This window comes from Janthinobacterium sp. 78 (assembly GCF_003096775.1).
GTDB lineage: Bacteria > Pseudomonadota > Gammaproteobacteria > Burkholderiales > Burkholderiaceae_D > Janthinobacterium > Janthinobacterium tructae.
In genome coordinates this window covers 2,820,906-2,844,053 of record NZ_QENT01000001.1, presented here as the reverse complement: position 1 = coordinate 2,844,053, position 23,148 = coordinate 2,820,906, and the positions used below count along the sequence as shown (strand labels likewise).

The window sequence follows — 23,148 nt, the reverse complement described above, 5'->3', positions numbered from 1 at the left end:
GTGCTGCGAAGAAAAACCCTCAATGCCTATCGTGCCGCCCTCATTTCAGCATTGGACGCCCTAAGCGGTGGCCGCGCTGGCCGCCACGTCGCGGTTTGCCTGCGCCAGCGCCGTCAACGGTTTATCCAATAAATAGCCCTGGGCGACGATGGGCAAGCCCGTGGCAGCGGCGACGCGCTGCAACGCGGCCAGCGCGGCCGGCGTGTCGAGGCGCTTGAAAATGACGCGGATTTTCGCCGCATGGCACACGGTGACGAAGCTGGCAACGGCTTGCTCGTCGCTGAGGTTGCCCGCGTCGAGCTTGAACGCATGCGGGTGCAGGCGCTCCAGCATGCCCGTGGCCTCTTGCACGCTGGCCACGTTGATGGCCAGGCGGAAACCGTTGCGCCGGTAATTGTCGGCCACGTAATTGAGCAGCCAGCCCTGGTTCGGCGTCACCGTCGGCAATTGCAGCACGATGCGCTCGATGGGCAAGCCCAGTGCGTCGAGGATGCGCTGGAACGCGTGGCCGTGATTGCTGCTGACGGCGCTCAGCAGGCGGTCATGCACGTTCAGGTACAGGTCGGACTGTTCCGCTTCGCCCTGGCGAAAGAAATTGATGGCGTGCAGCATGCGGCACAGCCGGTCCAGCTCGACCGATTCGTCGTCGCTGGCCGCGTGATCGAGCAAACGCCACAGCGACAAGCCCTCGTCCGCCTTCGACACGCTGCGCGCCAGGCCCTCGAACGCCACCAGCTTGCCGCTGTCCAGTTCGCGCAGCGGCTGGAAGGCGCTGGTCATGGTGCAATTGAAAAAGCGCCCCAGCGCCCTGCCCTCCCCGTCGAGCCAGACGCTGGTGCCGGCCTGGGTTTGATGCGACAAACGGGCCAGGTAATTTTTCAGGACGGGAAATGGCATACGTGCTCCTTCATCGGGCTGCACCGGCATCCCGCATGGGGAAGACGGCGCCAAAGTGTGCAGAGTAAGGCGGCGCCAGGCAAAGGAGAACGAATGGTTTCGCCATTTGATATGCGGCCAGCACATAAGGGAGGCGACAGCCAGCGCATATCGATAGTCGGAAACATTCCTTCCAGCACCCTGCCCCGGCCTTTACTGTGGGCGTGTACCGATACCATCAGGAAGGGCCGCCATGTGCCAGTTACTCGCAATGAACAGCAGCAAGCCGGCCGCGCTGGGATTTTCCTTTGCCGGCTTTGCCGAGCGGGGTGGACGCACGGACGAGCACCGCGACGGCTGGGGCATCGCCTATCATTCCAGTAGCGGCTGCACCTTGCTGACGGACCACCTGGCGGCCATCGATTCGCCGCTGGCGGCCACCGTGCAGCGGCATCCCGTGAAGGCGAAAAACATCGTCGCGCACATCCGCAAGGCCACGCAGGGCCGCATCGCGCCGGAAAACACCCACCCGTTCGCCCGCGAACTGTGGGGCAAGACCTGGTCCTTCGCCCACAATGGCGACCTCAAAACGTGGCGCCCTCCCGCCAATGCCTACTACCATGCCAGCGGCGACACGGACAGCGAACAGGCCTTCTGCCACCTGCTGGCCCGCTTGCGCACGCAGTTTCCCGCAGGTGAACCGGCGCGCGCCGCCTTGCGCGCCGCCATCGGCGAGGTGGCGCGCGAGCTTGCCGCGCACGGCAGCTTCAATTTCATCCTGTCGGACGGCGAACTGCTGTTTGCCCACTGTTCCACGCATTTGCACTACGTGATACGTGAATACCCGTTTTCCGTGGCGCAACTGATCGATTGCGAGCGCAGCATCGACTTTCGCCAGCACAACCACCTGGACGACCGCATCGCCGTCATCGCCACGCATCCGCTGACGCAAAACGAGGATTGGCTGGCGTTTGCACCCGGCGAACTGAAACTGTTTGCCGGCGGCACCTTGCTGCTGGCAGACGATGCCGCGCCGCAAGGCGTGTATATCCAGATCAGTTACTGAAGGGAAATATTCAAAGTGAGGGAAAAGCCCGCCGCCGGATGGGCGGGCTGAAGTGCAGGATAGCCGTCAGGCCGAATTGCAGTTGCAAAAGCGCTTGCGCTTGGGGTCGCCGGTGGCGATCCCTGCGGGGTCAATCTGTTTCCAGCAGAAAATCGTTTCCACGCCATACGGCGAGCGCACATTGCCCGCCTCAAGATAGCCCTGCCTGACGAAAAAGGCCTGGCTGCTGGCCGTGCTGTGCAATTGCAGAGCCTTGATGCCCCACTCGCGCGCCTGCGCTTCCAGCTGTTCCACCAGGGCCTTGCCGCCGCCCTGGCCTTGCGCCTCGGGCAGCAGGTAGCACAGGGCCAGCTTGCCGGCGCGCGTCAGCAAGCCGACGCCGACGACGGCGCCCTGCTCGACTGCGACCAGCGAAAAATTGGTAGGCGACGCAAACCAGCACGCCACCATCTGCGGTGTTTTATTGCCCAGCCAGGCTTCCAGGATGGCCGGATCGCCCCGATGATCGAGGCTGCAGCATTCGACGATGGAGCGTCGTAATACGTTGCACGCCTCGAAAGCGTCGGTCGATGTTGCAATACGAATTTCAAGACTCATGTACGCTCACAAAATATTCCAGTTGCCGATGCAGACGGTTTTACCCCTGTATCGCGCCATTCGACTATACACCAAGCAGCGCGATCGGGTTTTTTCGCGCCACGCCACAGGACCGATTTGCCTATGACGCGATGGCTGCAGACTAAGTGCTGATGCGCATCTTGCCCACGAATGTTTCCAGAAATCGATATCTGTTTTTTAGCGCAAACGGGAATCGGATCTAAGCATATTACGAAAAATTCGTTTCTTTTCCGGCCGGAATTTTAGACTATGACTGTCTATTCTCACAACAAGAGTTCAACATGCCCCATTCCAACGCCGTATCGACTGCCGCAGCGACATTCACCCAACGCTCGCGCCGCTGGTTCCTGGCCAGCGCCCTGGCCGCTTCCGCCGCCGCCATGAGCCTGCCCATGAGCGTGTCCGCCGCCGAACCCGTGGTCTTGCTGAACGCCTCGTACGATGTGATGCGCGAATTATTCAAGGATGTGAATCCCGCGTTTATTGCTGATTGGAAAGCCAAAACGGGCGAAACCATCACCATCAAGCAGTCGCACGGCGGCTCCAGCAAGCAGGCGCGCTCCGTCGCCGATGGCCTGGAAGCGTCCGTCGTGACCATGAACCAGGCGAATGACATCGATATCCTCGTCGACCGCGGCCTGGTGGTGGCCGACTGGGCCAAGAAATTCCCGAACAATGCGGCGCCGTTCTATTCCACCATGGTGTATCTGGTACGCAAAGGCAACCCGAAACACATCAAGGATTGGGACGACCTGGCCAAGCCCGGCATCAAGGTCATCGTGCCGAACCCGAAAACGTCGGGCAACGGCCGCTACACGTATCTGGCAGCCTGGGGCTATGCCGTGAAAAAAGGCGGCAGCGAAGCGCAGGCGCGCGACCTGGTGACCAAGCTGTTCAAGAACGTGCCCGTGCTCGACGGCGGCGGCCGCGGCGCCACCACCACTTTTACCCAGCGTGAAATCGGCGACGTGCTGGTGACGTTTGAAAATGAAGTGCAACTGGTGCGCGCCGAATTCGGCGACAACTTCGAAGTGGTGTATCCAAGCATCTCCATCCTGGCCGAGTCGCCGGTGGCCGTCGTCGACAAGGTGGTCGACCGCCGCGGCGTGCGCAAGGAAGCCACGGCCTACCTGCAATACCTGTACTCGGAAGCGGGACAGGAACTGGTCGCCAAGCACTACCTGCGTCCCCGTTCGGCGGCAGTCGCGAAGAAATACGCGGCCAGCTTCAAGCCGATCAGCCTGTTTACCATCGATGATGTGTTTGGCGGCTGGAAACAGGCGCAAAAGAAACATTTTGACGACGGTGGCGAGTTCGACAAGATTTATCAGAAGTAATCTGATCTGCATCAACCAACAACCGGGACTTGTCCCGGTTTTTTTATGGCGCTGCGCCAGCGTCCCACTCCAGTGCGCTGAACAGGCTGGCGATCTCGCTGCTGCGGCGCGTGCCCGTCTTGGCCAGGATCGCCTGTATCTGGCTACGAACGGTACTGATGCACACGCCCTTGCGCTGCGCGTACTCGGCAGGCTCCACGCCGTCCGCCAGCGCCAGCGCCAGCGTCCACTCGGCGCCCGTCAACCCGCAAGGACGCTCGGCCGTGCCCGGCCAGTGCTGCCGCCCCGCCCGGAACAACGGCCGCAGGGACAGCATGACCATCGTCGCCCCATCACCGGCACCGTCCGGTCCTATGCGCACGGGCAATGGCAGGACGCCAATTTCCAGCGCCGGCCGTCCATCCTCATCGCAGGCATACAAGGGAGCGGGACGGTGGCAGGCCAGCCCTGCGCACGCTTGCCGCACGCGTTGCGCCAGTTGCTGCTGCAGCAAACTGGCGCGCACGTCCACGCTGCCGCCGCGCAAGGCAATCAAGGTGTGCGTCTGAGGCGCGGCGGCCAGCAGCCGCTGCGCCGCCAGGTTCATGAAGACCAGCCGCAGGCAGGCGTCGACCAGCAAGATGGCGCGCGGCAAGGCATCAAGCGCTTCCCAGGCCAGCGCGCCATGCGCCTGGGCTTGCTGTGCCGTATCGCGCAGGCGAAACACATGCGGCAAATGATCGAGCACGCGCTGCAACTGGCCGCGCGTGTTCCGATCATAGGGACCTTGGCCGGCGGCGCGGTGCGCCGACAGGATGGTGAGCGCGCCGTTGTCGCGCACGACGCCGCTGCATGAATAGCGCACGCCCGCGCGCAAATAGAAATCCTGGAAATACTCGCTGCGCGCCACGGCCTGGTCGCTGAAGTAGTCTTGCATCAAGTGCATGTGCCCAGGCGGCCCCTGGGTGAGGACCGCATAGCCGGGATCGAGCGCGTGATAGTAGCGGCGGTAACCGTCCTCCCAGGCACTTTGGTCCAGCCCGGTCACATAGCCGCGCGACGGCACAGCACCCGTTTCCGCCTTCAGGAAACAGCAGGCGACTTCACCGCCCGCCAGCCGGGCGAACGCGCGCATCGCCACGCTCCACTGCAGCGGTTCCAATGCCGCCCGGTAAAAGGCGGCGATGACAGGATCGGCGCCTTCTGTATTCACGCCCCCCTCCCAATAGCACCACATCCTTCATATGAAGGATGTGTACGCGCACCAAGCCATGCACCATGTGGTCAATGGCGGCGGCCTGCGGCGCTGTCGCCAGCCGATCAATGTAACCATCAACGTTCAAGGAGTCAGATCATGCCCGCCATACACACCAGCGTTTCCGACAATACTGTGTCGGCTCACCTCACCCATACCTCTTGGCGCCTGGCAGTGAGCAGCGCGGTAATGCTGTCGCTCTCGGCCTGCGCCAATTTCAACACCATCGATCGCACTACGGCACTGCCCAGGCATGGCACTGCGATACATCTGGATGCGCCGCAACGCCTGGCATATGCCGATGCCGAAGGCGTGATCTGTGCCGAGCCTACCCCCGACGCCTTGCAAGCCTATATTTCATCGCTAGGCGCATCTGTCAGCACCGAAGGCAACGCAGCTTCGGTATCGAATGCGTTGCAGGCCAATTCGCAAAGTATCGGCCTGCATTCGCAATCGATCACCTTGATGCGCGAGCATCTATTCCGTATCTGCGCATACGCACAAAACAATTGGCTTTCCGACGGCGATGTAATGATGCTCATGGCGCGCTCGCAGGATCTCACATTAGGAGTATTGGCCATCGAGCAATTAACGGGCGTAATGACTCCGCGCAAGACAGCCAAATTGCCGCTTTCAGACATGGAGGCCACCAAGCAATTGCAAAACACACTCGAACAGGCAAAACTTGATCTCAACGACAAGAAAACAGCTCTGACACAATTGAACGACACGGCAGGCACGCAAAACGCGCGTACCGGCGATCACCCCGACAGAGCGGCGCTTCTTGAAGATCAGACCAAAGACGGCAAGAACAGTTCCGCGCCGACTGAGGTAGTAGCCGCGCGGCTGGCGGTGGTATCTGCCCTGGAAAAGGTATCGTTACTGGAACGACAAGTCGAAGCAAGCAAAGTACAAGCCGGGTTTATGACCTTGCCCGATGAGAGCGGTAATCAGCTTTCTCCAACAGCAGCAGAGCATATCGCTAAGGCCACGGCGCATATTGTTGAGCAGATTTTGCAGAAAAATCATCTGACTGACATGTGCATCAACATGCTCAACCGTTTCAGTCGCAACAAGCAACTGCCCGAAAAATATATGGACATGATGGCGCGATGTGACCTCGTCCTTAAGAACGCGGTCACGCACCTTGCTGCTACGCCCTGACGTACTTCCACATGAGCCTTTTCGCATATCGATATGCGCATCGATTCGTGGTCAAAACCGTGCGCGCGCCGTACTCTGGTCATGTCGCGCCGCACGGCGTTTTACGGGCACAAAGGAAATATCATGGCTATCTCGGAAGTGAATGTACGCAACCAGTTCAGCGGCAAGATCAAGGAAATCATCTTTGGCCCCGTGGTCTCGGAAGTGGACGTGGAAACGCCGCACGGCATCGTCACGTCGGTGATCACCTCGCGCTCGATCAAGGACCTGGACTTGAAAGTGGGCAGCGAAGTCATCGCCCTGGTGAAATCGACGGAAGTGTCGATCGCCAAGATCCAGTAAGCCTTGTCCACCCACTGACGCCGCGCCCCTTGCCATCCGGCAGCGGCGCGGCGTTTGCATTGCAGGCTAATCGCGAAACAGATACGTAAACGTGCGGCTGACGGGCAGCTTTTCCGTGCTGCCGCGCACCAGTACCTGCATACGCTCGGCGTCGATGCGCTCGGCCGCCTCGATGGCTTTCACGTTGACCATGGTGCCGCGGTGGATTTGCCAGAACTGTTCCGGATCGAGCCCGTCCAGCAAATCCTTCAGCGGCGTGCGCACCAGCGCTTCCGAGCCGGCCAGCACCACGCGCGTGTACTTGGTGTCGGCCTGAAAGAACAGCACGTCGTCGATGTCGATCAGGCGGATCTGCTTGCCCACGCTGGCCTTGATCCATTTCAACTTGTCGCGCGGCGGCGCCGGCAAGGCGGCGCGCAGCGACTGCAATAAATTGGCCATGTCGGCTGGCTGCGCACCGAGCTTGTCGCGCAGGCGGGCCAGCGCCCGCTGCAGTCGCTCGGCCTGCACGGGTTTCAACAGATAATCGACGGCGCCCGCGTCGAAGGCATCGACGGCGTACTGGTCGTAGGCCGTGACGAACACCACGTGGGCGCGCTTGCCGATGCGCTCGGCCACTTCCAGGCCCGACAGACCAGGCATGCGGATGTCGAGGAAGACCACGTCCGGCTCGTGCTCAAGGAAACCGTCCCAGGCGTCGTTGCCGTTTTCCGCCACCAGCACCACTTGCGCCTCGGGCCAGGCTTGCGCCAGCAGCATTTGCAGGCGCTCGCGCATCAAGGGTTCGTCTTCGGCGATCAGGATGGAGGTGTTCATGCGGCAGATTCTTTCAGGCTGGATGCAATGTTAATGGGCAACACTATTTCGGCGATCACGCCGCCCTCTTCGCCGTCGCGCTGGCTCAGGCTGGCAGACGGATCGGACAGCATCAGCCGGCTGCGCACGTTTTTCAGGCCCAGGCCACTTCCAGGCGCGCTGCCCGCGCCGCTGGCCGGCAAGCCCATGCCCGTGTCCTGCACGCGCAGGTGCAGCATGCCGTCCACCCGCAGCGCCGACAGGCGGATCTCGCCGCCGTGCAACGATGGTTCAATACCGTGCTTGATGGCATTTTCCGCCAGGGTCAGCAAGATCATGCTGGGTATCGTCGCGTGCGCACACTCGGCCGGCAAGTCCAGCGCATAGCGCAGGCGCGAGCCCATGCGCGCCTGCATCACGCGCAAATACGCGGCCACCATGTCGAACTCGCTTTGCAAGGGCACTTGCTCGCTGCGCATCTCGGCCAGGCTGGCGCGCAAGAACGCGATCAGGTCGGCCGTCAATGCCGCAGCCCTGCCCGCGCCTTGCGCGCCCTGCTCGGCCAGCTGCTGCACGGCGCCCAGGGTATTGAACAGGAAATGCGGCTCGATCTGCGCGCGCAGCAGGCGCAGCTGCGATTCGCTCAGTTCGCGCGCCAGCCGGTCGCGCTCGGCATCCTGCTGCAGCTGCACCGTCAGCGCTTCGTATTGGCGGTTGCGCCAGGTGGTGACGATCGCCAGCGGCACCATGTAAAACAAACCGGCCACCAGCAAGGCGATGCCGCCCACGCGCAGCAAGCGTTCGAAGGCCATGCCCATGGAACCGGTATCGCTCCAACCGGCCAGCAGCACGCCGACGGCTACCCCTGCCGCGCAGGTCGAGACGATCAGCAAGAGTCTCTTGAACTTGTTGCGCACGGAACTGCGGTAATTGAACCAGACGCCCACCAGACCCCACGCCAGCGCAAAACCCAGGCCATTGCTGAAGACCAGGGCCTTGAGCAATTCGAACCGGGCCGGCAGCAGCAGGTGCAGGGCGACGCCGATGGCGCTGAACAGCAGCATCAGCTTGAACGCGGCAATGTAAAAACCGGCGCCGCGGTACTTGAGCAGGAAAGCGTGCAACTGCTGGCGCTCGATCGGCGTCAGTTTCACCAGCTTCATGGCGACGTAGCGGCGCGCCCGTCCCTGGACCTGCTCCGCCAGCTCGGGATGTTGCAACACCCGCAGCGATTCTTCGTCGATGCTGCGATACCATTGCGTATATTTTCTTAACACGATGCGTTCTCCGTGGTCTGTGATTCAGGCATGAACGCAGTCTACGGCGCCCCTGTTGCGGGGCATAGCGCGGGGCGACGAAGCACGAAGTGGCAGGCATCAACGACGAAGCGCATGGCGCCTGCCTAACCCTCGCTGCCAATCTTGCTGAAATAATACGAAGTTTCCAGGATGAAATCAATAAATGCACAACAATTTTCACTACGGCAAGAATAGCCCCATTTATTTGCCAAATTGGCCGCAACGCCGCCTGTTGCGGGCTTGTACCGTAGACATCGCTTGATCTTTAATGGTATTGTTTAAGCTTGGCAAATATTGCCTCCGAGATACACGCCGCGTCCCCACGCGGCCCCGTTCCGGATTTGCGCGCAGCGCCCTTGATGGCGCCCCAAAACTGCTTTCCCACATACAAATCCCATGCTCAAAAAAATGTTCGCCGCGGTGCTGATGACGCTTTCGACAGCGGCCATCGCCGTGCCCTTCGGTTCCCAGTCGATCCTGGTAGTCGAAGACGGCACAGGCAAAATCTTGCTTGAAAAAAATTCCAACGTGGTAGTGCCCATCGCCTCGCTGACCAAGCTCATGACGGCCATGGTCGTGCTCGACTCCAAGGCGAATATGCAGGAAGAGATCAGCATCGACCGCGAGGATGTTGACACTTTGAAACACAGCACCTCGCGCGTGCCCGTGGGCGCCACCCTGAGCCGCCACGACGTGCTGCAACTGGCGCTGATGTCGTCCGACAACCGAGCCGCCGCCTCGCTGGCGCGTACCTTCCCCGGTGGTCCGACGGCGTTCGCCGTGGCCGTGAATGCCAAGATCAAGGCCCTGGGCATGCGCCAGACCGTCATCGAAGAGCCGACGGGCTTGTCGCCGAACAACCAGTCGACGGCAGCGGACCTGGTCAAGATGGCCGTGGCCGCCTCGCGCTACCCGGAAATCAGCCGCATCACCACCGATTCGAAGGACGTGATCCAGATCAAGGGCCGCGACGTGGAATACCACAACACGAACCGCCTGGTGGGCGCCAAGGGCTGGGATATCGGCCTGTCAAAGACCGGCTACACGAATGAAGCGGGGCGCTGCCTGATCATGCGCATCAAGTCGGCCGGCAAGTTTGCCACCATGATCCTGCTCAATGCGCGCGCCAATTCCGTGCGCGCCATGGACGCCGTCAACATCCGCCGCATGCTGGCGGCCGAGAACGGCATCGAAGAGCCGAAGGTGATGCGCGCCTCGGTCAGCCGGCACAAGAAGGCGCCGGCGAAACCATCGAAGCGCCGCCGCGCCAAATAATTATTTCGCTTGCCGGTTGGTCATGATGACGCCGGCAATCGTCACCGCGCCGCCCACCAGCATCGAGACGAGCACGGGCTCGCCCAGCAGCACCGCCGCCAGCACGATGCCGAACACGGGCACGAGGTTGTTGAACACGGCCGTGCGCGACGGTCCCAGCGCTTTGACGCCCTCGTAATACCAGACAAAGCCGATCACCGTGCCGAACACGCCCAGGTAGCCGATGGCAGCCCACACTTGCCAGCCAAAGCTGTGCCATGGCACCGTCGGGAATTCCACCACCGCCCCCACCAGCAAAAAGGCCAGGCCCCACATCGAGGCATACGTGGTGGCGGCGATCGGGCTCAGGCCCTTCAGCGCGACCCGGCCGATCAGGGTATAGGCGGCCCAGCTGGAGATGCCGCAAAACATGAACACCTCGCCCATGCCGATGCCGCCGCCCGTGCCGTGCAGCACGCCGCCGAGGTCACCGCGCGTGATGACGATGGCCGTGCCGCAAAACGCCAGCATGATGCCCAGCCACTTGAAGGAACCGAGCCGTTCGCGGAACAGCATGGCCGAGGCCAGCGCCGTGACGATGGGATTCAGGGCCACGAACAGGGCCGTGCGTCCGGCCGGCATGCGCGACAGGGCCGCCAGGAAGCACAGGTTGTACAGAAAGATGCCCGTCAGGCCCAGCGCGGCCGTCGTCATCAATTGCTTGCGGTCCAGGCGCGGCAAGCCGCCTTCGAGTTTCCATGCAAGTAGCACCAACAACAGCACGGCTACGCCGAAGCGCCCGCTGGCAGCCGTCATCGGTGGCATCTGCTGCGCCAGCACGCGGCCGGCGATAAAGGTGCCGCCCCAGAACAGGGCGACGAAAATCAGTTTCAGATAGACCAGCGGCGATTGCACGGCAGGCAAGGCGGCGGATGGTATGGCGGTAGTGCGCATGGAAAGTCCTATGATATCGCTTGTGCAGCGGACGCTGCAGATATATATTAATACTAATATCAATTCATGAAATAATGAGTAAATACTCATAGCGCAGGAAAGCCACAGCATGACCTTCACGCAACTGGAAATTTTTACCCTGGTGGCCGAACTGCATGGCTTTTCCGCCGCCGCCGCGCAGCTGGGCATCAGCCAGTCGGCCGTCTCGCATGCGTTAAAAGCGCTGGAAAAGGAAATGGGCGTGGACCTCATCGTGCGCCACCAGGCGTCGGCCGAGCTGACGGACGTGGGCCGCCAGCTGCTGCTGCGCGCGCGTGAAATCCTCGGCCTGTCGGAAGCCATGCGCCAGGAAGCGGCCGACGTGCTGGGCCAGCGCCAGGGCAGCCTGCGCATCGGCTCGTTCGGCCCCACCTCGTCGTTGAACCTGCTGCCGGCCATCACGGCGCAGTTCCGCCTGCGCTATCCGGGCATCACCCTGCGCATCGACGAGGGCGCCGACCATGAAGTGGTGCAGTGGATACACGAACGCCGCGTCGACGTCGGTTTCGTCGTGCTGCCCGACGAGCGCTTCGATACGGCGCCGCTGGTGGAAGACCAGATGATGGCGCTGGTGCCGCGCAGCCACCCGCTGGCCAGCGAAACGGCCATCACCCTGGCGCAGCTGTGCGAAGGACCGTTCATTATGTCCGAGGCGGGCTGCGCCTGCCTGATCGAACCGCTGTTCGCCAACGCGGGCTTGCAGCCCAATGTCCCCTACCGTATCAGCCAGGTGATCACCATCCTCGACATGGTCAGCCGCGGCGACGGCCTGTCCATCGTCGCCGAACTGGCCCTGCCGCAGCGCCTGCGCGAGCAGTATCCGGAACTGGTCGCCTTGCCGTTACATCCGCCCGTCAGCCGCAAGGTGGGCCTGGCCGTGCGCGACCGGCGCCAGAACACGCCGGCCACCAACGCTTTTTTTGCGGTGGCGAAGCAGATGGCGCCGACCCTGGCGCCCCGGCGCTCCTAGCAACTGCTAGAACGTTTCCCACTCGTCGCTGCGCTCGGGCTTGGCGACGGACGTTTTTGCGGGGCGGCTGGCGAGGCGCGGCGCGATGGCTGCCCGCGCCACGGGCCGGACTGGCTGCGGCTGCGGTTTCTGCTGCTGCTGCGCTGCTTGCCCCTCATCGAGCTTGAACACGCCCACCACCTGCGCCAGGGTGCCGGCCTGGTCTTGCAGGCTTTCCGCCGCAGCCGCAGCCTCTTCCACCAGGGCCGCGTTCTGCTGCGTCACCTGGTCCATTTGCGCAATCGCCTGGTTGACCTGCTCGATGCCGGAACTCTGCTCGACGCTGGCGGCCGTGATCTCGCCCATGATGTCGGTCACGCGGCGCACGCTGTCGACGATTTCCTGCATCGTCGTGCCGGCCTCGTCGACCAGGCGCGCGCCCGAATCGACCTTGCCCACCGAATCGTCGATCAGCAGCTTGATTTCCTTCGCTGCGCCAGCGGATCGTTGAGCCAGATTACGCACCTCAGTCGCCACCACGGCAAAGCCCCTTCCCTGTTCGCCCGCGCGCGCCGCTTCCACGGCCGCGTTCAAGGCCAGGATATTCGTCTGGAAGGCGATGCCATCGATGACGCTGATGATGTCGACGATCTTCTTCGACGAATCATTGATCGAGGCCATGGTCTCGACCACCTGCGCCACCACTTGCCCGCCCTTGCTGGCCACGCCGGACGCCGATTGCGCCATCTGGTTGGCCTGGCGCGCATTGTCGGCATTCTGTTTCACGGTGGAAGTCAGCTCCTCCATCGAAGCGGCCGTTTCTTCCAGCGAGCTCGCTTGCTGTTCCGTGCGCGACGACAGGTCCTGGTTGCCGGCAGCGATTTCCATTGATGACACCTTCACCGATTCGCTGGCCGTGCGGATTTTCACCAGCACGGCGGCGATCTTGTCGATGAAGCGGTTGAAGGCGTCCGCGATCTGCGCCAGTTCATCCACGCCGGAAGCGTCGAGGCGGAGAGTCAGGTCGCCTTCGCCCGAGGCGATATCGTCGAGCGCGTCGCGCACCAGTTCCAGGCGCTTGAGCATTTTAAAGACCAGCAGCGACAGCAGCACCGCCGCCGCGCCGGCCAGCAGCACGGCCGTGATGGTGGCCGTCGTCAGCATCGTCTGCAAGGCCTGCATGGCTTCCTGCTGGTCGAGCACCACGGCCAGCAGCCAGTCGGTACCGGCCACGCGCGTGACGTACAGCATGCCGTCGCGCTCGTTCAGGCGCACGGCCTCACTCGTGCGCGTGCTTTCCAGCCGGTTGACCTGCGCGGCCGACAGCGCCGCATCGATTTTGGACAGCGGCTGCAGGCTCAGTTCCTTGTCCGCGTGGGCGATGATGGTGCCGGCCTGGTCGACCAGGAAGGCAAAGCTGTGCGGCGTCGGCTTGATCGCCACCACATTGGCGATGACCGTATCGAGCAGCACGTCCGCCCCCGCCACGCCGACCAAGGCCTCTTTCGGCCCGACGGGCGCCGTAAACGACACCACCAGCTTATGGCTGGCCGCGTCCACGTACGGCGGCGTCAGCATCGGCACGCCCGCCTTGACGGTGTCCGTGTACCAGGCGCGCGCGGTGGGATCGAAATCGGCCGGGCGCCCGGGATGGGTAAATACGGAGCGCTTGTCCGCATAGCCGATGAACACTTCCGCAAAATCGCCGGCCTTTTCCGCGATCTGGAAGGCGCGCAGCGGATCGGGCGTCTCGGCCGACATGACGACGGACGCCATGACCTTTTTCTTGCCATCGACCCATTGCGCCAGCACGGCCGACTGGCTGTGCAGCAGTTGCTGCATCTGCTGGTCCGACGACGCCAGCATGCTGCTGCGCGTCGTCACGTAATTGGCAACCGACAAGGCCAGCATGGACAGTACGACAATGGCCACGCAAATGAGCACCAGCCGCGTGCGAAGGGAAGACAACATGATGGACTCCTCGTTTCGATTTTAATGGCGTGAAATAGTGGCAAAAAACAGTGCTTTTGCACCACTTTCTCTACGAAAGTATTTTCACACAAAAATCGGAACAATTATCATCAATATTCGGAATACAACACATATATTTCTATGTGGAAACCTGCAGAGCCCGGTCAAACCGTCAGCCGATCAGCCCCCTCAAGCCGCTGGCCCGCTGCGTGCGGCGCAGAATCGCGTCGAACAGCACGGCTTGCGTGGGCGAGACCAAGGTAAAGAAGTCGCGCGCGCGCGTGATGCCCGTGTAGACCAGTTCGCGCGCCAGCATGGCGCCGCCCTCCTGCGGCAGCACCAGCACCGTGTGGCGAAATTCCGAGCCCTGCGACTTGTGCACCGTCATGGCGAACGCCGTTTCCACGTGGCGCAGGCGCGTGGCCAGCACGCTGCGCACATGCTCGCCTTCCAAAAAATACACGCGCAATGACCCCGGCCGGGCAGGATCGCGCAAAGTCAGGCCGATGTCGCCATTGAACACGCCCGTGCCATAGTCGTTACGCGTGACCATCACGGGGCGCCCCACATACCATTCGCTGCGGCGTATCCAGCCTTCCTTTTCCAGCCGCAGTTCGATGGCCGTGTTCAGGCCCGCCACGCCCCACTCGCCTTCACGCACAGCGCACAGGATGCGGAACGCTTCAAATGCGTGCAGCACGGCGCGCACCCAGTCATCATGCTGCCCATACGCTGCTTCACCGGCATGCACCAGTGCCAGGTAAGGCTGATACCCGCCCGGTGCATCCGCACGTCCGCGCAAGGCCAGGCGCAGCACGTCTTCCTGCTGCGCCGGCACGCTCCACGCCAGCTGGCCGCCGCTGTCGCTGGCAAAACACGCCTTGGCCAGATCGGGCCTGCCGCCATTCACGGCCAGCGCCAGCTCGCCGATCGGGCCGCTGAAACGGTGGCTGTGGCGCAGCATCACCGTCTGCTGCGCCAGCGCGCCAGCCGCTCCCGCGAAGGCGGGCGGAATGGCCACGCCGCTGGCCGCCTGCGCATACGCGATGGTGGCCTCCGTGTAGCCGCCCGCCTGCGCATCGTGGCACAAGTCGCCCAGCACGGCGCCCGCTTCCACCGACGCCAGTTGATCCTTGTCGCCCAGCAGGATCAAGATGGCCGTCGGCGGCAAGGCGTCGAGCACCGAGGCCATCATCTCCAGGTGCACCATCGACGCTTCATCGACGATCAGCACATCGACGTCGAGCGGATTGCCCGCGTGGTGGGCAAAGGCGCGCGTGTCGGGCCGCGCGCCCAGCAAACTATGCAGCGTGCGCGCCGCGCCCATGCGCCGCGCCAGTTCCAGCAGCGGCAAGGCTTCCCCGACCTTTTCCGCCAGGCCGCTCAAGGCCTTGTCGATCGACTGCTTTAATCGCGCGGCCGCCTTGCCCGTCGGTGCGGCCAGCGCGATGCGCAACTGCTCCGGCTGCGGCGAGACGGCAAACAGCAGGGTCAACAGGCTCGCCACCGTGTAGGTCTTGCCCGTGCCGGGACCACCCGTGATGATGGCCACCTTGCCGCGCAGGGCGATGGCGCACGCCACTTTTTGCCAGTCCGGGCCAGCGTCTTTGGTCGGCTGGTCGAACAGGATGTCGAGCCATTGCCGCACCTGTGCCAGCGGCGGCGTGCCCAGATCCTGCGCGCGCACGGCGATCTTTTCACCGACCAGTGTCTCGTCACGCCAGTAGCGGCGCAGGTACAGACGATCGCCATCGAGCACCAGCGGCTGGCGCACATCGGCCGCACCCACCTGCCACACCTGCGGCGCGCCGGCCAGCAGCGCGCGCCAGCCAGCGACGCTGTCCGGTAGCGGCCCGGAAACGGCCAGCACGCCATGCCAAAGCTCCTCGCTCCAGCCCAGCAGCTGCGACGCTTCGCCAGCCAGGTCAGCCAGCATCAGACAGCTGTGCCCCCGCCCTTCCAGCTCGGACAGCACGACGCAGGCCACGGCCACGGCGGCGGCATCCGGCGCGTCCTCGTCCAGGCTGGCGATGAAGCGGGCAAAGGCGGCGCTCAGGCGGCGCAGATGGCCATCCCCGGCAACGCCGTCGACGTGGCTGAACAAGGCATTCATTTGCTCACTATGCTGCATGATGTTCCGCTTCTTCAGATAACAGTTGATCGAGTCCGTCCAGCAGTTCCAGCTGCGGCGCCAGCCAGTAGCAGCCGTGCGTATCCGCATTCGCGATGCCACGCAAGAACAGGAAGATGGCGCCGCCCAGGTGCTCGGCAGGATCGTACGCATCGCCGAGCCGGCTTTTCAGCAGCCGGTGCAGGGCCAGCATGTAGATGGCGCCCTGGATATCGTAGCGGTGCTGCGCCATGCCGGCCGCCAGCGCGGCCGTGTGGTAGGCGGCGTCGTTGGCGCCCAGCGCATTCGACTTGTAGTCGAGCACCCAATAGCGGCCATCGCGTTCGATAACCAGGTCGGCAAAGCCTTTCAGCATGCCGTGCAGCTGGCGCCGCGGCAGCACGGGACGCGGCGCGCCGTCGAGCAGCAAGCGCGTGCACAACTGGTCGAGCGCTGCGGTGGACAAATGCTCGCTGGGGAACCAGAACTCCATCTCGGACAGGGTGCTGTCCAACTGCGACAGCGACGCATCGAGCAGCGGCAGCGGCGTGATGGCGATTTCCCTGAGCCAGGCGATGGCGTCTTCCTGGCGGTGGCCCCAGCCCGCCCGCTCGCAGCGCGCCGCCAGGCGCGTGTCGAAATGGGCATCGTGGACGCTGTCAAAACCTTCGCCGCCCATCCACTCGAGCTGCTCGTGCAGGAAATTGCCGGGCACGGAACCGCGCGGGAAGCGGTGCCACGGCGCGTCGCCCATCTGCAGCGGCGAGACCACGGCCACCGCCGTGCCATCTTCCAGCAAGGTTTCTTCCAGCGCCCGCTGCGGCACGTGCGCGGCCGCCACGGCGCCGATCTGCCGCGTCAGTGAGGTAAAACTGCCCACCGACCAGTCGCGCTCGAACTCGCCCATGAACACGGGCGCGGGCCGCAAGGCGGGGCGCCGCTCGACCCGGTCCAGCACCGTGCAGGCATCGGGCTGCGCCAAAGAGCTCACGTAAATGGCCTCGCAATCGCCCGCCACCTGCTGCCAGCGCAGCAGCAGCTGCTCCGCCGGCAGCTTGTCGCCGCCCGTCAGCAGGTAACCGAGCGCCGATTCGTGCAAGGTATTCTCGCCCGCCTTGCGCGCCGCCTGGGCGGCCACGCCCAGCCACAAAAAGTGGCGCGCGCGCGTCAGGGCCACGTACAGCAGGCGCAAGTCTTCCTCGATGCGCGCCTCTTCGACCGCCGCCATGGCCTCGTCGGACAAGGACAGATCGAGGCGGCGTTCGCCTTTTTCATCCGCATAGTCGAAGAAGCTGCGGTTGCGTTTATCCACCTTGCGCGCCGTGACAGCAAACGGCAGGTACACGAGCGGGTATTCGAGGCCCTTGGATTTATGCACGGTGATGACCTTCACCAGTTCCGCATCGCTTTCCAGGCGCAGCACGCGCTCGTCGCCACCCTCGCCTTCGCCGGCAATCTGTTCTGCCAGCCAGCGTATCAGCGCTTGCTCGCCATCGAGCTGGCGGCTGGCCGATTGCAGCAGTTCGGCCAGGTGCAGCAGATTCGTCAGGCGCCGCTCGCCGCCCGTCTGCTGCAGCAGCATGGCCGGCAGCTGCAATTCGTGGATGAAGCGGCGCAGCATGGCCAGCACGCCCTGGCGCTGCCAGATCAAATGCAAGGTCTTCAGTTGCTCGACGCGGCGCTCCCATTCCAGCTCGTCGCTCGACAGACGCGCCAGCTCGCCCAGCGACAGGCCGATGGTGCGCGTGGCAAACGCGGCGCGCGCCAGCCCCCCGTCGAGCGGGTTGGCCAGCGCCGCCAGCCAGCGCAGCACGTCTTGCGCTTCCTCGCTGTCGACGACAGAATCCTTGTCGGACAGGTAGACGCTGGCGACCCGGCGGCGCGCCAGCGCGCGGCGGATGGCCGCCGCTTCCTTGCGGTCGCGCACGAGGATGGCGATATCGGCCGGTTCCAGGCGCGTAAAACCGTCGGGGCCAGTGAAACCGGCTTGCGCATCGCCCAGCATGGCGACGATGTGCTCCGCGCAATGCTGCGCGAAATACTCGCGGTAGCTGTCGCCGCGCAGCCCTTCATCGCTGGCGCAGGCGGCCAGCAGCGCCGGCAGCGGGCCGCCGGCGTTCACCAGCCATTCATCGCGGCCCTTGGCGTCGACCGCCTCGAACGGCAGCGGATTCTCGTCCCCTTTCCGGTAGCGGAAGGCCCCAAGCGGCACCTCATCGCGCTCGGCGTGCAGGAACAGCTGATTGACGGCCGCCACCAGCGGCGCCGTCGAGCGGTAATTGGTGCCCAGCTGATAATGGCGTCCCGTTGTCGCGCGGCGCGCCGCCAGGTAACTCTGGATGTCGGCGCCGCGAAAGCCGTAGATCGACTGCTTCGGGTCGCCGATCAGGAACAGGCCTTGCGCCGGATCGTTGTCGGCGATGCGGTACAGCAGGTTGAAAATCTGGTACTGGGCCGGTGCCGTATCCTGGAATTCATCGACCATCGCCAGCGGATACTGGTCGACGATGCGCTGGCGCAGGGCCGCGCCATTTTCGCCCGCCAGCGCGTCGTGCAATCGCTGCAGCATGTCGGCAAAGCCGAACTGGCGCGACTGGCGTTTTAACTGATCCATGCGCCGCGCGATGGCCGCCGCCGCATGCAGGTGCAGCGTGTGCCCCAGCGGTGTAATTCCCGCCAGGGCGCTCCCCAGCGCCTCGGTATGCTCGAAGCACTCGGGCACCTGGGCCGTGAAACTCTTGGCAAACGCATCCTCGATACCGAACGGCGTTAATCTCTCCCACGCCTTGGCCGTGATGGCTGGCTGCAGCAAGAGCGGATCCTGCGCCCAGCGGCGCAAGCCGTCGAACCACTTCGCCAAATTTTCCGGCTTCATCTTGACGCCGTTAAAACACTTGGGATTGGCGGCGCGATGGTCGTTGATCCACGCGGCCATCTGGTCGACGCGCTCGACCCAGCCCGCCTTCAGAGTGGCCAGCTGCGCGGCCAGCGCCCGCTGTTCGCGCGCGATCAGCATGGATAACGGTTCTTCGTGCGCCATGCCCATGATGTCCGCGCGGCGCGCCAGCTCGCGCGCGCCTTTCTTCAGGGCCCCCACGTCGGGCCAGCACGCCAGCAGCACCTCGAGCGCCTGCGGCGGCAAGGGATACACTTGCTGGCGCCAGTAATCGTGGGCCGCATCCTCGAACAGCGCTTGCTCGTCGCTGACCAGTTCTTCGTCGAACAGGCTGCCGCTGTCGAACGCGTGCTCGCGCAGCATGCGCTGGCACCACGCGTCGATGGTGAAAATCGCCGCTTCATCCATCGTCTCGGCGGCCAGCATCAGCCGGTGCGCGGCCTTTTGCCGTTCGCTCTCGTCGGGATAGGATACCAGCAAGGCGTCGAGAAACGGGTCGCTGCCACCGGATTCAATGCGGAACTCATTGCGAAAATACGCGGCCGCCTCGATCAGGCGCTCGCGCACGCGGTTCGACAATTCGCGCGTGGCGGCGCGCGTAAACGTCATCACCAAAATATCGGCCGGCAGCAGCGGACGCGTAAAGCGGCTGTCGTCGTCGCCGTGTCCCAGCACGAGCCGCACGTACAGCGCGGCGATGGTCCAGGTTTTACCCGTGCCGGCCGAGGCTTCGATCAGGCGCGAGCCGTGCAGCGGGAACGCCAGGGGGTTGAGCAGATGGCTCGTCATGGTTCTTCTCCCGCGCCATTATTGGGCGCGCTGATCGGGTCTATCGTGATGTGCTGCTGCAGCCAGTCGGCCAGCGGGCCATACAGCTCGCGCGTGCAGTCTTCCCAGGCTTCTTCCGCAGCCAGCGCGGAAAACTCGGGCCACAGGCGCGCCAGGCACAGTTCGTCGCGCTCGCCGGACAGTTCAAAACCGCCATCGTAGACGGCGCGCGGGTCGCCCTGCTGCACCAGCGCCAGGCCCGTCTTGCACGCCGTGGGCAGCGGATGGTTCATGCCTTCGCGCCACAGCGCCAGCAAGGTGGCCAGCGCATCGCGCGACGTGGCCGGGTCGAGCGGCGCCATGCTGACGATGGCGTCGCGCGCCACCAGATAGCCGGTGACGGGAAAGCCGAGGGCGGCGGCAGCCAGCTGGCGCAGCCACATCAGCATCAGCTTGTCGCCGCGCGCCAGGCCGCTCTTGTCCGTCACCTTCGAGGAAATCTGCATCAGCCAGGCCGTGTCCTGCCCGTTGCTGCACAATTTGTCGAGCCAGTCGTCGATCTGCAGTTCGCCGAACGGCAAGTTGATGGCGCGCTTGTCGGCCGCCAGCGGGAACGAGGCGCGCAGCGACAGCCACGCGCTGCGCACGGGCACCAGCGCCTCGACCAGCTGCGCCTGCACCTGCTGGCCGATCAGGCCGATGGGCAGCACGCCTTCGCGCGCCAGCTTCTGTGCGCGCGCTTGCAGGCTGGCGCGCACGTCGTCCAGCGCTTCGACGGCGCCGCCGTCGTCGAGCATCGTGTCTTCCAGCAGATAGCGTTCGAGCGCATTCAGGCCGAACGGCTCTTCATCCTCGCCCAGCATCGCCGCGTCGGCAAAATACACGCTCAGGCGGCGGCGGAAAAAGTACTTGACGGGCTGGCGCAAAAAGCTGGCCAGCTCGCCCAGTTTCAAGCGCGTGCCGGGATCGAGTTCGTAGGGACCCAGCGGCAGCACGGCAGCCTGCGCATCCGCATCGGCATGCGCGACGCGCCATTCGCGCGCGTAGGTCAGCAAGCCATCGGCCTCGAAATAGCGGCGGCTGAACGGCTGCAGCGCGTGCTCGGTCGTCAGGCTTGCCAAATGCCGGTCCAGCGACCAGCCGGCGGCCAGGTAATCGCGCAGCTGCGACACCAGCACGGACGGCGGCTGCTCGGAATTGTCGCGCACATTGCGCCCCACCCAGCTCACATACAGTTTGTCGCGCGCGGCCAGCAAGGCTTCGAGCATCAGGTAGCGGTCATCGTCGCGGCGCGAACGGTCGCCCGGACGCGCCATGCCGGGCAGCGCCAGCAAGTCGAAATCGGCCTTTTGCGCGCGGCGCGGGAAGTCGCCATCGTTCATGCCCAGCAGGCACACGACGCGGAACGGCACGGCGCGCATCGGCATCAAGGTGCAGAAGGTGACGCCGCCGGAGACGAATTGATGGTTCAGGGTCGGCTCGTCCAGCGCGCCCAGCCACGCCACGCGCAGCACGGACAGCGGCACCTGTTCGACAAAGCCCGCATGTTCGCAGGTTTCCAGCCAGCCCTGCAAGGCGCCTTCCAGCTGCGCCAGGGTCAGGCGGTCGCCTTCGTCGTCGGCATCAAAGAAGGCGGCCAGCAGCGCACGCGCCTGCACGCCCCATTCGGCTGGCGTGTGCGCGTTGGCCAGCACGCTGCGCCAGTGCAGCAGCGCCTCGACCAGCTGCGCCAGCGAGCCCGCCAGCGCCGCATCGAGGCCGCCCACTTCCGCATACGGTTCGATGCCGCCAAAGCTGGCGCCACTGCCGCTGGCATAGCCGAGCAGCATGCGCCGCACGCCGAAAATCCACGCATTCTGTTCCCCGGCCGCGCCCAGCCCCAGGCCGGCGCGGTGTGCCTGATCCAGGCCCCAGCGCACGCCCGCCCCTTCGATCCAGGCGCCCAGGGTGGCCAGATCGTCCGACTGCAGGCCGAAGCGCGCCGCCAGCGCCGGCACGTCGAGCAGGTCACGCACTTCGCTCTGGCGGCAGCGCTGCTGCGGCAGCTGCAGCAGCCACTCGAGCGCGACGAGCAGCGGATTGACGCTGCGGTCCTTCACGTCGCCGATTTCGAACGGGATGAAACGCTCGTCATTGCGCCGGTACTGGCCGAAGACGGCGTGGATGGCGGCCGTAAACGTGTCGATGTCGGGCACCATCACCACCACGTCGCGCGGACGCAGGCCCGTTTCGGCGCTGTGCGCGAACATGGCCAGCAGCTGGTCGTGCAGCACTTCCACTTCGCGCTGCACGCTGTGCGCCACGTGAAATTCGATCGAGCGGTCGCCGGCTTCGGGCGGCGTTTGTTCGTGCTCGGCCAGCGGGCGCAGTTCGCGGATGGCCACCTGCACCTGCTGCAGCAGGGTCTCGCCCGTTTCCTCGCCAAACAGGTCGATGCGCAGGCTGTCGTCGCGCCCTTCGGCTTGCGCGTGTTCGTCGAACTCGTCAAGCATGCGGATGAAGTCGCGCCCTTGCCTGCCCCAGCTGGCCAGCAGCGGATGGCTGTGCGCATGCAATGCTTCGAGCGGAATTTGCGCCAGGTCGGTGCCATTGCGCTGCCGCTGGCGCTTGTTTTGCGCGCGCAGCAAGTCGCGCCCGTCGATGATGTCGCCCCAGTAAAACTGGCACGGATTGGGCACGGCCAGCACCACCTGCGTGTGGCGCGCCAGCGCGGCCAGCGCCTGCAAGGTCTGGTATGGCAGGGCCGACACGCCAAACAGCACCACCCTGCGCGGCAGCTTGCCGGCAGGCGCATCGCCGGCGGCGATCGCCGCCAGGAAAGCGTCGTGGATGTCGGCGCGGCCCGTGTCGCGCTCGAAGGCTTCGACATCGGCCGCCACGGCGCGCCACAACTGCGCCTGCCAGCGCTGGTCTTCCTTCAAGACGATAGCTTCGCCGCGCGCCGTGCGCAACTGGTCGCGCCCGGCAGCCCAGTCAGCCAGCCAGTCGGCGCGGTAGACCTGGTACTGGTCGAACAAATCGGCCAGGCGCTCGGCCAGCTGCAGCCGGCGTTCGCTATCGCCATCGGCAAGGAAGTAGCGCAGCGGCGCAAACACCGGGTCGGCCAGCAGCGACGGCAACAGGCGCATCAAACGCCAGGTCAGCGGCGATTTATCAAATGGCGACACGCGCGGCACCCGTTCGCGCCCCAGCATGCCGCGGTAGCTTTCCCACAGCAGGCGCGCCGGCAGGGCGATGCGCGTGGCGGCGCACACGCCCATTTCCTCGGCCAGGGCGATCTTCAGCCATTCAGCCACGCCGTTCGACTGCACCAGGAAGATATCCGTTTCCAGCGGTGCCAGCGGATGCTGGCGCAGCCACTGGAAGACGGCGGCGCGCAGCTGTTCCAGCTGGTTGCCATGCAGGATGAGAAGGCCGGGCGTGACGGGAGTATGCATGCTGATCCGATGGGTTGCCGCGTCTCTGGCCGGGTGGCCA

16 protein-coding genes are annotated in these 23,148 nt (G+C 64.3%); 6 read left to right on the top strand and 10 right to left on the bottom strand.

The annotated features are described in order from the left end of the window. Positions 1-60 precede the first annotated feature (60 nt). Positions 61-897, bottom strand: a complete 837-nt coding sequence (locus C8C92_RS12685) for an EAL domain-containing protein (protein WP_116744124.1) — start codon at positions 895-897, stop codon at positions 61-63. A gap of 232 nt (positions 898-1,129) precedes the next feature. Here C8C92_RS12685 and C8C92_RS12680 point away from each other — a divergent pair, with 232 nt between their 5' ends. Next, positions 1,130-1,942 (top strand): class II glutamine amidotransferase, encoded by an 813-nt coding sequence (locus C8C92_RS12680; protein WP_116744123.1) that lies wholly within the window; start codon positions 1,130-1,132, stop codon positions 1,940-1,942. A gap of 66 nt (positions 1,943-2,008) precedes the next feature. Here the strand turns inward: C8C92_RS12680 and C8C92_RS12675 are convergent, their stop codons facing one another. Then, the gene (locus C8C92_RS12675) at positions 2,009-2,539 is read right to left on the bottom strand and encodes a GNAT family N-acetyltransferase (protein WP_116744122.1); all 531 of its coding nucleotides are present in this window, start codon (positions 2,537-2,539) and stop codon (positions 2,009-2,011) included. Positions 2,540-2,841: 302 nt separating this feature from the next. Between C8C92_RS12675 and C8C92_RS12670 the strand changes: the two genes are divergently transcribed. Beyond that, complete coding sequence (locus C8C92_RS12670) at positions 2,842-3,897, top strand: sulfate ABC transporter substrate-binding protein (RefSeq protein ID WP_099759591.1); 1,056 nt, start codon at positions 2,842-2,844, stop codon at positions 3,895-3,897. Between the two features lie 43 nt (positions 3,898-3,940). On the opposite strand, the gene C8C92_RS12665 is transcribed toward C8C92_RS12670, so the two are convergent. Beyond that, positions 3,941-5,089, bottom strand: a complete 1,149-nt coding sequence (locus C8C92_RS12665) for a LuxR family transcriptional regulator (RefSeq protein ID WP_099759592.1) — start codon at positions 5,087-5,089, stop codon at positions 3,941-3,943. Positions 5,090-5,230: 141 nt separating this feature from the next. Here C8C92_RS12665 and C8C92_RS12660 point away from each other — a divergent pair, with 141 nt between their 5' ends. Together C8C92_RS12660 and C8C92_RS12655 are read left to right on the top strand one after the other, a co-directional pair. Then, positions 5,231-6,295: a hypothetical protein gene (locus C8C92_RS12660; protein WP_116744121.1), complete on the top strand. Its 1,065-nt coding sequence runs from the start codon at positions 5,231-5,233 to the stop codon at positions 6,293-6,295. Between the two features lie 123 nt (positions 6,296-6,418). Beyond that, on the top strand, positions 6,419-6,637 hold the full coding sequence (locus C8C92_RS12655) for a TOBE domain-containing protein (protein ID WP_099759594.1): 219 nt from the start codon (positions 6,419-6,421) through the stop codon (positions 6,635-6,637). Positions 6,638-6,703: 66 nt separating this feature from the next. Here C8C92_RS12655 and C8C92_RS12650 read toward each other — a convergent pair whose 3' ends face one another. Both C8C92_RS12650 and C8C92_RS12645 read right to left on the bottom strand, forming a co-directional pair. Further along, a complete protein-coding gene (locus C8C92_RS12650; protein ID WP_116744120.1) occupies positions 6,704-7,453 on the bottom strand; it encodes a LytTR family DNA-binding domain-containing protein in 750 nt (249 codons plus the stop codon). Continuing rightward, the gene (locus tag C8C92_RS12645; protein ID WP_116744119.1) at positions 7,450-8,709 is read right to left on the bottom strand and encodes a histidine kinase; all 1,260 of its coding nucleotides are present in this window, start codon (positions 8,707-8,709) and stop codon (positions 7,450-7,452) included. Before C8C92_RS12645 ends, C8C92_RS12650 begins: the two co-directional genes overlap by 4 nt. Positions 8,710-9,126: 417 nt before the next feature. Between C8C92_RS12645 and C8C92_RS12640 the strand changes: the two genes are divergently transcribed. Next, positions 9,127-10,005: a serine hydrolase gene (locus C8C92_RS12640; protein ID WP_071077862.1), complete on the top strand. Its 879-nt coding sequence runs from the start codon at positions 9,127-9,129 to the stop codon at positions 10,003-10,005. Here C8C92_RS12640 and C8C92_RS12635 read toward each other — a convergent pair whose 3' ends face one another. Continuing rightward, on the bottom strand, positions 10,006-10,938 hold the full coding sequence (locus C8C92_RS12635) for a DMT family transporter (protein WP_116744118.1): 933 nt from the start codon (positions 10,936-10,938) through the stop codon (positions 10,006-10,008). It abuts the gene before it with no gap. 109 nt (positions 10,939-11,047) lie between these two features. Here C8C92_RS12635 and C8C92_RS12630 point away from each other — a divergent pair, with 109 nt between their 5' ends. Beyond that, positions 11,048-11,947, top strand: a complete 900-nt coding sequence (locus C8C92_RS12630; RefSeq protein WP_116744117.1) for a LysR substrate-binding domain-containing protein — start codon at positions 11,048-11,050, stop codon at positions 11,945-11,947. Positions 11,948-11,953: 6 nt separating this feature from the next. On the opposite strand, the gene C8C92_RS12625 is transcribed toward C8C92_RS12630, so the two are convergent. From C8C92_RS12625 to recC, 4 genes are all read right to left on the bottom strand, one after another. Next, positions 11,954-13,897 carry a methyl-accepting chemotaxis protein gene (locus C8C92_RS12625; protein WP_116744116.1) on the bottom strand — a complete coding sequence of 648 codons (1,944 nt, stop codon included), beginning with the start codon at positions 13,895-13,897 and terminating at the stop codon, positions 11,954-11,956. A 172-nt stretch (positions 13,898-14,069) separates the two neighbouring features. Further along, on the bottom strand, positions 14,070-16,028 hold the full coding sequence (gene recD, locus C8C92_RS12620) for an exodeoxyribonuclease V subunit alpha (RefSeq protein ID WP_116744115.1): 1,959 nt from the start codon (positions 16,026-16,028) through the stop codon (positions 14,070-14,072). After that, entirely contained in the window at positions 16,018-19,692 is a 3,675-nt protein-coding gene (gene recB / locus C8C92_RS12615; protein ID WP_116744114.1) for an exodeoxyribonuclease V subunit beta, read from the bottom strand. Before recB ends, recD begins: the two co-directional genes overlap by 11 nt. Beyond that, positions 19,689-23,108 (bottom strand): exodeoxyribonuclease V subunit gamma, encoded by a 3,420-nt coding sequence (gene recC, locus C8C92_RS12610; protein ID WP_116744113.1) that lies wholly within the window; start codon positions 23,106-23,108, stop codon positions 19,689-19,691. The genes recB and recC overlap by 4 nt, the downstream gene beginning before the upstream one ends. Positions 23,109-23,148 lie beyond the last annotated feature (40 nt).